Source organism: Microbacterium sp. (genome assembly GCF_051953575.1).
Taxonomy (GTDB): Bacteria; Actinomycetota; Actinomycetes; order Actinomycetales; family Microbacteriaceae; genus Microbacterium.
Genome location: NZ_JBQCIP010000007.1, coordinates 1 through 10175, shown reverse-complemented (window position 1 = coordinate 10175; position 10175 = coordinate 1). Strand labels below are relative to the sequence as shown.

General features: G+C 71.2%; 11 protein-coding genes and 1 tRNA gene. 4 read left to right on the top strand and 8 right to left on the bottom strand.

The annotated features are described in order from the left end of the window. Positions 1 to 173: 173 nt before the first annotated feature. A complete protein-coding gene (locus ACTHNQ_RS00615) occupies positions 174 to 1211 on the bottom strand; it encodes a TerC family protein (protein WP_440330511.1) in 1038 nt (345 codons plus the stop codon). A 268-nt stretch (positions 1212 to 1479) separates the two neighbouring features. Here ACTHNQ_RS00615 and ACTHNQ_RS00610 point away from each other — a divergent pair, with 268 nt between their 5' ends. Both ACTHNQ_RS00610 and ACTHNQ_RS00605 read left to right on the top strand, forming a co-directional pair. Further along, complete coding sequence (locus ACTHNQ_RS00610) at positions 1480 to 2049, top strand: RNA polymerase sigma factor (RefSeq protein WP_440330510.1); 570 nt, start codon at positions 1480 to 1482, stop codon at positions 2047 to 2049. Then, a complete protein-coding gene (locus tag ACTHNQ_RS00605) occupies positions 2046 to 3221 on the top strand; it encodes a DUF4349 domain-containing protein (protein ID WP_440330509.1) in 1176 nt (391 codons plus the stop codon). The genes ACTHNQ_RS00610 and ACTHNQ_RS00605 overlap by 4 nt, the downstream gene beginning before the upstream one ends. Before the next feature lie 7 nt (positions 3222 to 3228). Here ACTHNQ_RS00605 and ACTHNQ_RS00600 read toward each other — a convergent pair whose 3' ends face one another. From ACTHNQ_RS00600 to ACTHNQ_RS00590, 3 genes are all read right to left on the bottom strand, one after another. Further along, positions 3229 to 3588 (bottom strand): DUF202 domain-containing protein, encoded by a 360-nt coding sequence (locus tag ACTHNQ_RS00600; RefSeq protein WP_440330508.1) that lies wholly within the window; start codon positions 3586 to 3588, stop codon positions 3229 to 3231. 4 nt (positions 3589 to 3592) lie between these two features. Next, positions 3593 to 3949 (bottom strand): YidH family protein, encoded by a 357-nt coding sequence (locus ACTHNQ_RS00595; protein ID WP_440330507.1) that lies wholly within the window; start codon positions 3947 to 3949, stop codon positions 3593 to 3595. Positions 3950 to 4010: 61 nt separating this feature from the next. After that, positions 4011 to 4086 (bottom strand) — tRNA-Glu (locus ACTHNQ_RS00590). Between the two features lie 107 nt (positions 4087 to 4193). Here ACTHNQ_RS00590 and ACTHNQ_RS00585 point away from each other — a divergent pair. After that, complete coding sequence (locus tag ACTHNQ_RS00585; RefSeq protein WP_440330506.1) at positions 4194 to 4829, top strand: MBL fold metallo-hydrolase; 636 nt, start codon at positions 4194 to 4196, stop codon at positions 4827 to 4829. Between the two features lie 100 nt (positions 4830 to 4929). Here the strand turns inward: ACTHNQ_RS00585 and ACTHNQ_RS00580 are convergent, their stop codons facing one another. The 4 genes from ACTHNQ_RS00580 to ACTHNQ_RS00565 form a co-directional block, all read right to left on the bottom strand. Then, the gene (locus ACTHNQ_RS00580) at positions 4930 to 5199 is read right to left on the bottom strand and encodes an HPr family phosphocarrier protein (protein WP_440330505.1); all 270 of its coding nucleotides are present in this window, start codon (positions 5197 to 5199) and stop codon (positions 4930 to 4932) included. Between the two features lie 76 nt (positions 5200 to 5275). Beyond that, complete coding sequence (locus tag ACTHNQ_RS00575; protein ID WP_440330504.1) at positions 5276 to 7315, bottom strand: PTS fructose transporter subunit IIABC; 2040 nt, start codon at positions 7313 to 7315, stop codon at positions 5276 to 5278. Positions 7316 to 7346: 31 nt separating this feature from the next. Then, entirely contained in the window at positions 7347 to 8288 is a 942-nt protein-coding gene (locus ACTHNQ_RS00570; protein WP_440330503.1) for a 1-phosphofructokinase family hexose kinase, read from the bottom strand. Next, positions 8285 to 9064, bottom strand: a complete 780-nt coding sequence (locus ACTHNQ_RS00565; protein ID WP_440330502.1) for a DeoR/GlpR family DNA-binding transcription regulator — start codon at positions 9062 to 9064, stop codon at positions 8285 to 8287. Before ACTHNQ_RS00565 ends, ACTHNQ_RS00570 begins: the two co-directional genes overlap by 4 nt. A gap of 92 nt (positions 9065 to 9156) precedes the next feature. Here ACTHNQ_RS00565 and ACTHNQ_RS00560 point away from each other — a divergent pair, with 92 nt between their 5' ends. Beyond that, complete coding sequence (locus ACTHNQ_RS00560; protein WP_440330501.1) at positions 9157 to 10083, top strand: aminoglycoside phosphotransferase family protein; 927 nt, start codon at positions 9157 to 9159, stop codon at positions 10081 to 10083. Positions 10084 to 10175 lie beyond the last annotated feature (92 nt).

Sequence of the window (10175 nt, the reverse complement as noted above, 5' to 3'; positions counted from 1 at the left end):
AGACGGCGCCCGCGACAAACCGGGGCCGTGAGGGGTGAGGGCCCGCGACGAACTCCGCGACGAGGGAGGCCTGGGAACTAGGACTCGTCGCGGCCGCTAAGGAGAAGGCGAGCGATCCGCACGAGCCCAGGCTACCACCGGCGCGGCGGACCTGGACTCGCGCGGACCCGGCCTCAGTGCCCCTCGGAGCCCGTGGGCTCCTCGACAGCGGGTGCGGCATCCGCACCGTTCCGCTTGTCACGGGCCGACGCGACGAGGCTCGCGATCGTCGCCACCGCCATCGACACGACGATGACACCGAGCGACATCCACGTCGAGATCTCGGGCGCCCACTCGATCGGCTCGCCCCCGTTGATGAAGGGCAGCTCGTTCACGTGCATGGCGTGGAACACGAGCTTCAGACCGATGAACGCCAGGATGAACGCGATGCCGTAGTGCAGGTACCGCAGGCGGTCCAGCAGGTCGCCGAGGAGGAAGTAGAGCTGACGCAGGCCCATCAGGGCGAAGATGTTCGCGGTGAAGACGATGAACGGACTCTGCGTGATGCCGAAGATCGCGGGGATCGAGTCGATCGCGAACAGCAGGTCGGTGACGCCGATCGCCACGAACACGATGATCATCGGCGTCCACATCTTCTTTCCGCCGACGACGGTGCGGATCTTCGCGCCGTCGTAGTGGTCGCTGATGTCGATGGTGCGCCGCAGCACGCGGACGATGAAGTTCTCGCGCTGGACGTCTTCGTCGTGGTCCCCGCCGGGGAAGGCCTGTCGCCACGCGGTCCACACCAGGAACGCACCGAAGATGTAGAAGATCCAGCTGAACTCCTCGATCACCGCCGCGCCGATCATGATGAAGATGCCGCGCAGCACGAGGGCGATGATGATGCCGACCATCAGGACCTCCTGCTGGTACCGGCGCGGCACCGCGAACTGGGTCATGATCAGCACGAAGACGAACAGGTTGTCGATCGACAGGCTGTACTCGGTCAGCCAGCCCGCGACGAACTGCCCCGCGTACTCGGGGCCGGCGAAGATCCACATGAGCCCCGCGAAGATGAGGGCCAGGACGACGTAGAAGACGACCCACAGCGTCGACTCCTTGGCCGACGGGATGTGCGGGCGCTTGAGGATGATGAGCAGATCGGCGATGAGGATCAGCGTCAGGATCACCAGGGATCCGATTTCGAACCACAGCGGGAGATCGAGGTCCATTGCGGGCCTTTCGAGAGTGCGGAGAGGGGTCGGTCGAATCCGAAAGTCTCTCCCCCGCCGGCCTTCCGGCCTGCGTCGCGCACCCGGGGTCGCATGATCGGGACCCGTGATGACGGATGCGCGGTTTCGGGATACTCCCTCTCGCTCGCATCAGGATACAGGCTCAGGATGCCGCACCTCGCCCATCCCGGCGGATCCGGTCGAGACGATCGGGCCTGTGCCGACACCCGTTGAGTGAGAGATGATTCGAGGGTTCGGAGGATGGCGGATGGCTGACGACGGTTCGCGCGACGACCCGCAGGGCGACGCGGCGCTGGCCGCACTCGCGGCGGGCGGGAGCGAGCGCGCCTTCCGGAGCATCTACCGCGACTACGTGCGGCCGGTGTACTGGCTCGCGCACGGGCTCGTGGGCAACCCGGCGGATGCCGAGGAGGTCACCCAGGAGACGTTCCTGGTCGCGTGGCGCAAGCTTCCGGGCTTCGAGCTCGCGGGCGACTCGCTGCTCCCGTGGCTCGCGACGATCTGCCGTTACCAGGCCGCCAACCGCATCCGGCGGCAGCGGCGCGACCGCGAGCACACCGCGTCCCCCGTCGACGAGAGCCTGCCGGACACGGTCGACGTGGAGCAGCAGGTCGTCGACGGCGAGCTGGCCGAGGCGATCCTGCGCGAGGTCGCCGGGCTCGGCGACCTGGACCGCGAGATCTTCCGGCTGTGCGCCACCGAGGGGTACGCCTACCAGGCGGCCGCCGAGCAGCTGGGCGTCGCGCACGGCGTGGTCCGCAATCGTCTCTCCCGCATCCGGACGCGCCTCCGGACCGTCGTGAAGGAGAGCACATGAACACGCAGCCACGGGACCCGCAGGGTGCGGCATCCCTTCCCGAACTGAGTCCGCAGCGCATCGACGAGATCGAGGACGCGCTGTTCGCCGACATCGCGGCCGACCGGTCGCGGGCGACCGCGCAGCGCCGCCGCCGCGGCCGCTACTGGATCGCCGGCGGCGCAGCGGCGGCCGTGATCGTCGTCGCCGCCGTCATCGCCCCCAGCGTCGGAGCGCTGGTCTCGCCCACCGGATCCGGCGACAGCGCGGCCGTCGCCCCGGCCCCCGATCCCGGTGCTGCCGACGGCTCCGCCGAGTCGAGCTCGGGCTCGCGCGACGCCGCTCCGCTGGCGGGCACCGACGGCGCGGGCGGCGCCGCCTCCGACAGCAGCGCTCCGTCGGCGGGCCGCGACATCGTCACCACCGCATCGGCGACCGTCACCGTCGGGGACGTGGATGCCGCGGCCCGCACCATCGCCGACACCGCGGCCGCGCACGGCGGCTACGTCGAGTCGATGAGCATCGGCAGCAACGGGACCGTGTATCCCGTGGAGCCCCTGCAGACAGACACGACGGGCGTCGCGCCCGACATGATGCCGTATCCCTCGCCGACCGACGGCGCGTGGATCACGGTGCGGGTGCCGGCCGATCAGCTCACCGAGGTGGTCGGCTCGCTGGACGAGCTCGGCAAGGTCACCGCGACCAACATCGACCGGCAGGACGTGACCTCGCAGACCGTCGACCTGCAGGCGCGCATCGACGCGGCACAGGCATCCGTCGACCGGCTCACGGCGCTGATGGGTCAGGCGCAGAACGTCTCGGACCTGATCGCCGCGGAGTCCGCGCTGTCGGAGCGTCAGGCGCTCCTGGAGTCCTACCAGCAGCAGCTCAAGATGCTCGACGACCAGGTCGCGATGTCGACGCTCTCGGTCACCCTCACGCCCGAGATCGAACCGGTGACCGCCGATCCGGCCGGGTTCGGCGACGGGCTCGCGGCGGGCTGGAACGGCCTGGTCGCGACCCTCAACGGCATCGTCGTCGCGATCGGGTTCCTCATCCCCTGGCTCGCCGTCGCCGCGATCGCCGCCGTCATCGTCTGGCTCATCGTCCGCACCGTGCGCCGGCGACGGGCGGGACGGACCGGGCACCCGGCGGAGGCGGCGGCATCCGCCGACGAAGCGAAGACGGACTGAGGATGCCTCACACGGCCGCCGACGCGAGCTCGGCGGCCATGCCGACGAGGTACACGACCACCGACAGCACGACGGTCAGCAGCGTCAGCGCCATGATCGTGATCGTCGCGCCTCCGGTGACGAGCGTGCCGCGCTCGTGCAGCCCCTCGTGCACACGTCGGTACCGGCGCCCGATGCGCAGGTAGCCCGTCAGCGCCAGCGCCACGAGCACGAGCCCGAGCGGGATCGCGACATACAGGCTGACGGCGGCCGCGAAGCGCACCGCGACGGCACCGGCGACCCCCAGCGCGAGGAACGTCCGACGCCACGCCAGCAGCGTGCGCTCGGGCTGCAGGCCCGGGTCGAAAGGATGCTCGGGCCGCGTCATGGCGTCACCAGAGCAGGCCGAGCACCAGCAGCACGACCGCCAGCACGACCCCGACGGTGAGCGCGGGGGCGAGCGAGGGCCCCGGAAGCGGACGTGCTTCGCGCAACGAGCGCTCGCTGCGGTACCACCCCACCCATGCCTGGACGGCGCACAGCACGCCCAGCACGACGAACACCGCGGCCGACGCGATGCGGAACCCCGTCGAGACGCCGACGTCCAGCGCGATGAGCGCGACACCCGCGGCCAGCATCGCCAGCGACGTGCGCACCCAGGCCAGGAACGTCCGCTCGTTGGCGAGGCTGAACCTCGGATCGGGCTCGGCGCCGCGGCGGTACAGCGAGCGAGGGAATCGGCCGTCCATCGACGCGAGCCTATCCCCGAAAAGGCGAAGAGCCCCGGTCCGTGGACCGGGGCTCTTCTGCTGGTGACCCCAGCGGGATTCGAACCCGCGTTACCGCCGTGAGAGGGCGGCGTACTAGGCCGCTATACGATGGGGCCGTTCAGGCAACCGTTCGATTATGCCACGCCGCTCATGCCCACTCCAAATCGAGGCGTCAGGTGCCGCACGGCTTGCCGGTCGACCCTGGGAGCGCTTGACTCGACGCATGCGAGTCACGAAGTTCGAGCACGCGACACTCACCCTTTCCGACGCCGGCAGCACCATCGTCATCGACCCCGGTTCGTTCACCGCTCCCCTGGGAGATCTCGATGGTGTCGTCGCGATCGTCATCACGCACGAGCACGCCGATCACTGGACGCCCGACCACCTCACGCGGCTGCTCGACAAGTTCCCGGGCACGCCGATCTACGCGCCGGAGGGGGTCGCGAAGGCCGCCGCCGGGTTCGACGTCACGGTCGTCCGACCGGGTGACGTCGTCGAGGTCGAGCCGTTCCGCCTCGAGTTCTTCGGCGGAACACATGCCGTCATCCACCGATCGATCCCCGTGGTCGACACCGTCGGCGTGCTCGTGAACGACGACTTCTACTACCCGGGAGACTCGTACGCCGAACCCGGTCGTCCGGTGAAGCTCCTCGCCGCTCCGGTGGGGGCGCCCTGGCTCAAGATCGGCGAGGCGATGGACTTCGTCCTCGCGGTCGCCCCCCGCCAGGTGTTCGGCACCCACGACCTCACGCTGTCGGTCGCCGGGCGCGACATGGGACGCGCCCGTCTGGGCTGGGCCGCCGAGCAGGACGGCGGTGAGCTCGTCCTCCTGGATCCGGGCGAGTCGGTCGACATCTGACCCCGAACGCACGAGACGACGGATGCTGCAGCGGCTTCGATCCGCGGCATCCGTCGTCTCGTCTGGGGCTCATCCGCGCCGGAGCCGGATGAGAGCCTGCCTACTGTGCGTCGAGGTCGGTCTCCAGCAGCGCGACGAGCTCATCGAGCGCCTGCTCGGCGCCTTCGCCCTCGGCCTTGAGCGTCACGACCGTGCCCTGCGACGCGCCGAGTCCCATCAGCGACAGGATGCTGCCGGCGTTGAGGTCGGCGCCGCCCTCGACCGCGATGGTCACGGGCACGGGCTGGGCCTGGACGGCCTGCACGAAGAGCTTCGCGGGGCGCGCGTGCAGTCCGGAGCTGCTCGCGATGGTGGCCTGACGTTCTGCCATGGTTCTCTCCTGTCTGGTCCGACGCGCCGGTAACGGAAGTGGCGTGTCGACGATCCGATTCTGTCGGACGAGCGGGTCAGGCCGCCACGGGTACGGCGGATTCGGCCTGCTCGAGCTCCTTGCGGCCCACCCAGCGCTTGAGCGCGATGACGGCGAACGCCGAGACCACCGTGCCCGCGGCGAGGGCGATGACGAAGCCCCAGATCGGGTTGATCGCGAAGAACACGAAGATGCCGCCGTGGGGCGCGAGCGACTGGACGCCGAACGCCATCGACAGCGCTCCGGTCACCGCACCGCCGAGCATCGAGGCCGGGATGACGCGCAGCGGATCGGCGGCGGCGAACGGGATCGCGCCTTCGCTGATGAACGCGGCGCCCAGCAGCCACGCCGCCTTGCCGTTCTCGCGCTCGACCGGCGGGAACAGGTTGCGGGCGAGGACGGTCGACGCCAGCGCCATGGCCAGCGGCGGCACCATGCCCGAGCACATCACGGCGGCCATGATGAGGTACGGCGTCGGGTTCTCGGGCGAGCCGGCTGCGAGGCCCGCGGTCGCGAACGCGTAGGCCACCTTGTTGACGGGACCGCCGAGGTCGAAGCACATCATGAGCCCGAGGATCACGCCGACCACGATGATGCCCGACGTGCCGGCCAGCTCCGTCAGCCAGGCGTTGAGGCCCTCCATCAGCGCGGCGATCGGCCGGCCGAGGAACAGCACCATCAGCCCCGAGGCGACGATCGATGCGAGGAGCGGGATGATCGCCACCGGCATGAGGCCGCGCAGCCAGCGCGGCACGGTCCACGTGCCGATCCACCAGGCGACGAAGCCGGCGAGGAGGCCGCCGACCATGCCGCCGATGAAGCCGGCGTTCATGAGCACGGCGACGGCACCGGCGACGAAGCCCGGTGCGATGCCCGGCCGGTCGGCGATCGCGAAGGCGATGTAGCCCGCGAGCGCCGGGACGAGGAAGCCCATCGACGTCGCGCCGATCATGAACGCAACCGACCCGAGGTACTGGCCCAGCCCGCCCGCGGGCAGGTCCCACAGCGAGTTCTGGAGGATCACGTCCTTCGCGTCCGCGGTGACGTCGTACCCGCCGAGGAGGAACCCGAGTGCGATGAGCAGACCGCCACCGGCGACGAACGGGATCATGTAGCTCACGCCGGTGAGGAGGATCCGCTGGATGCGGGCGCCCCACGAGAGCTGCTCGGCCGGCGTGGACGTCGCCGCGGCGGCCTCACCGCCGACGCGCGCGGCGGACGGGTCCGCGGCCGCAGCGAGTGCTTCGGCGATGAGCTGCGCGGGCTGCTCGATGCCGCGCTTGACGCCCGAGCGCACCACCGGCTTGCCCGCGAAGCGCTGCGGCTCTCGCACATCGACGTCGGTGGCGAAGATCACGGCGTCCGCGCCGTCGATGACGTCGCGCGGCAGCGCCTGATACCCGCTGGAGCCCTGCGGTTCCACGACGAGGTCGACGCCGGCTTTCTTGCCCGCCGCCGTGAGGGCATCGGCCGCCATGAAGGTGTGCGCGATGCCCGTGGCGCACGCCGTCACCGCGACGATGCGGGCGGGTCGGCCGTCGATGCTCGGCGCACCGGGCACCGCAGCAGCCGCGGGCGTCGCCGCAGCGGCCGCGGGCGCTGGGGCGGGCGCGGATGCGGCATCCCCCTCGCCGATCGCCGCCTGCACGATCGCGACCACCTCGTCATCGGACGATGCCGCGCGCAGCCCGGCGGTGAAGTCCTCCTGCATGAGGCTGCGGGCGAGCTTCGAGAGCACCGCGAGGTGCGCCTCGGCGGCATCGGCGGGAGCAGCGATCAGGAAGACGAGGTCCGCGGCGCCGTCGGGTGCGCCGAAGTCGACACCCGGCTTCAGTCGCGCGAAGGCCAGCGAGGGCGTCGTCACGGCGGCGCTCTTCGCGTGCGGGATGGCGATGCCGCCGGGAAGGCCTGTCTCGTCCTTCTGCTCCCGATCCCACGCGTCGGCGTAGAGCGCCTCGGCGTCGGTCGCACGCCCCTGTGCGACGACACGCGCGGCGAGCGCGCGGATGACCGCGGATTTGTCCGCTCCGAGGGCGGTGTCCAGGCTCACGAGGCCCGGGGTGATGGTGTCTGACACGATGACCTCCAGTTGTCGGTGTCGAGTGTTCTCAGGCGAGGCGCGTGACGGGCACGTCGCCTCGGGGCAGGTCGGCGGGCGCCGGTGCCTGTGTGCCGGGAAGGGATGCCGCGGCTGCCCCGTACCGGATGGCCATGCGCAGCCGTTCGTCGGGCGCTTCGCCCCGGGCCTCGCCGAGCACGTACCCGGCGAGCGAGCTGTCACCGGCGCCGACCGTACTGACCACGCTGATCGGCGGGGGGACGGCGGCCCAGGCTCCGTCCGCGTCGACGAGGAGCGCGCCGCGGGCGCCGAGCGTGACCAGTGCGGCGCCGACGCGGTCAGGCACGAGCGCCCGGGCCACGTCGAGCGCCGTACGCGCGTCGGCCCCTTCGAGCGGCGAGCCGACGAGCTCGCCGAGCTCCTCGTCGTTCGGCTTGATGAGGTCCGGACGCCCGTGGGCGACGACCGCCGCAAGCGCGGGCCCCGACGTGTCGATGGCGATGAGAGGCGCCTCGTCCCCGTAGACGGCACGCACGGCCCCGATCACGCGGACGTAGAAGTCGTCCGGCACGCCGGGCGGGAGCGATCCGGCCAGCACCAGCCACCGTGCCCCCGCCGAGGCCGTCACCGTCGCATCGACCACCGCCGACACCTCGTCGGTCGACAGTCGCGCACCCGGCAGGTTGAGCTTCGTCGTGATCCCGGCGGGGTCGGTGATCGCCAGATTGGCGCGCACATGGCCTGCGATCGGGACTCGGCGCGCATCGAGGCCGCTCCCCCGCAGCGCTGCGTCGAAGGGGTCGTCGACCGCGAGGGGCAGCACCGCGACGCACGGCTCGCCGGCGGCGACGATCGCCCGCGCGACATTGATGCCCTTGCCGCCGGCATCCTCCCGCGCAGACTTCGCACTCTGGACCTCGCCGACCCGCAGCGGCGCGGGAAGCGTCATGGTGCGATCGAGCGAGGGGTTGGCGGTGAGGGTGACGATCATGAGAGCCAGACCTCCACGTCGGCGTCCGCAAGCGCGGACGCGAGCTCCGCATCAGGGGCGGAATCGGTGACGAGCACGTCGATCGCGTCGAGCGGCGCGAAGCCGACCAGCAGCTCGACGCCGAACTTCTCGGCGTCGGCGACGACCACGACGCGGCGCGCCGAAGCGACAATCGCGCGCTTGACGGCCGCCTCGTCGGGATCAGGGGTGCTGAGGCCGAACCCGGCCGACAGGCCGTTCGTGCCGATGAACGCCACATCGGGGCGCAGCGCACCGATGGCGCGGACGGTGTCGGCTCCGACGGCGGCGGCCGTCAGCCCGCGCACGCGTCCGCCGATGAGCGAGAGCGATGCGCCTGGGACGCCCGCCAGCGCATGCCCGAGGGTCAGCGAGTGGGTCACGACCTCGATGCGCTCACCCGCGAGGCGCGGGGCGAGGGCCGCGGCGACGGCGGCGGTCGTCGTGCCGGCGTCCAGGAAGACCGACCCGCGGAAATCCTCGCCCAGCACGTCCAGCGCGCGGGCACCGATGGCGGTCTTCGCGCCGCCGTGGTGCTCGAGGCGCTCAGCCAGGGACGGTTCGCGGGTGCTGGCGCGCTCACGGCCCACGGCGCCGCCGTGCACCCGCCGGAGCGCACCCGCGGACTCCAGATGGTCGAGGTCACGGCGGATCGTCTCGGTCGTCACGTCGAAGCGCTCTGCGAGCTCGACGACGCTGACGCGTCCCTGCGCGGCCAGCAGGAGCTCGATCTGATCTTGGCGCTCCGTTGCGTACATCTGCGGATCCTTCCGTGGATTCCCACACATTACAACATGATCCAACACAAATACAAGCCCGGCGGTGCGGCCGCCGGGAGTAGGTTCGAACGATGCCCGACAAGCCCGCCGCGGAGTTCCCCATCGACGACGATCTCGTGCGCGCCCTCGTGGTCGCACAGGCGAGCACCCTGATCCCGGATGCGGCCACCCTGCCGCTGCGCAAAGTCGCCGAGGGCTGGGACAGCGAGATCTGGCGCCTCGGCGACGTGTACGCGGTGCGGCTCCCCCGACGCGAGATCGCCGCACCCCTCGTGCTCAACGAGCAGCGGGTGCTGCCGGGGATCGCCGGGCGTCTCGCCCCGCTGGGCATCCCGGTGCCGGCCCCGGTCGTCAACGGCGTCCCGGCCGGCGCCTTTCCCTGGGCGTGGTCGATCGTCCCCTGGATCGAGGGCGAACGCGGGCTGGACGTGCCGCGTACTGAGCGCGGCGGGTGGGCCGAACGGCTCGCGGCGGCACTCGTGGCCCTGCACACCGACGCTCCCCTGGACTTCCCTGCCAACCCCTACCGCGGACGCCCGCTGACGACACGGGACGCGGCGTTCGCCGAGCGCATCGCCGCGCTGCGCGACGCGGGGGTGCTCGACGACATCACGGGCAATCGACTGTCGACCGTGTGGCGCGCCGGGGCGGAGGCCCCCCACTGGGCGCGCCCGCCGGTGTGGATCCACGGCGACCTCCACCCCGGCAACGTCGTGTCACGGGACGGCGCGCTCGCGGGCATCATCGACTTCGGGGACGTGACCGCCGGCGATCCGGCCTACGACCTCGGCGTCGCATGGCTGGCGTTCGACGCCACAGCGCGCGAACGCTTCATCGCCGCAACCGGGAGGCGCTACGACGCCTCGACGTGGCGCCGCGCGCACGCGTGGGCAGCGGCCGTCGTCCTCATGCTGCTCGCCCACAGCGACGACAACCCCGACTACTTCACGCTCGGAGAGGATGCCCTCACCCAGGTGATCGCCGACGCACCGGCGTGATGGCATCGGAAACAAGAAAACCCCCGCTCAGCGGGGGTTTCGATCTTGCTGGGGTACCTGGACTCGAACCAAGAACAACTGAACCAGAATCA

Excerpts from the sequence above, each read along its gene's own strand:
- ACTHNQ_RS00610 (WP_440330510.1), top strand. The coding sequence starts at position 1,480 with ATGGCTGACGACGGTTCGCGCGACGACCCGCAGGGCGACGCGGCGCTG.
- ACTHNQ_RS00560 (WP_440330501.1), top strand. The coding sequence starts at position 9,157 with ATGCCCGACAAGCCCGCCGCGGAGTTCCCCATCGACGACGATCTCGTG.
- ACTHNQ_RS00585 (WP_440330506.1), top strand. The coding sequence starts at position 4,194 with ATGCGAGTCACGAAGTTCGAGCACGCGACACTCACCCTTTCCGACGCC.
- ACTHNQ_RS00605 (WP_440330509.1), top strand. The coding sequence starts at position 2,046 with ATGAACACGCAGCCACGGGACCCGCAGGGTGCGGCATCCCTTCCCGAA.
- ACTHNQ_RS00600 (WP_440330508.1), bottom strand. The coding sequence starts at position 3,588 with ATGACGCGGCCCGAGCATCCTTTCGACCCGGGCCTGCAGCCCGAGCGC.
- ACTHNQ_RS00595 (WP_440330507.1), bottom strand. The coding sequence starts at position 3,949 with ATGGACGGCCGATTCCCTCGCTCGCTGTACCGCCGCGGCGCCGAGCCC.
- ACTHNQ_RS00580 (WP_440330505.1), bottom strand. The coding sequence starts at position 5,199 with ATGGCAGAACGTCAGGCCACCATCGCGAGCAGCTCCGGACTGCACGCG.
- ACTHNQ_RS00570 (WP_440330503.1), bottom strand. The coding sequence starts at position 8,288 with ATGATCGTCACCCTCACCGCCAACCCCTCGCTCGATCGCACCATGACG.
- ACTHNQ_RS00565 (WP_440330502.1), bottom strand. The coding sequence starts at position 9,064 with ATGTACGCAACGGAGCGCCAAGATCAGATCGAGCTCCTGCTGGCCGCG.
- ACTHNQ_RS00615 (WP_440330511.1), bottom strand. The coding sequence starts at position 1,211 with ATGGACCTCGATCTCCCGCTGTGGTTCGAAATCGGATCCCTGGTGATC.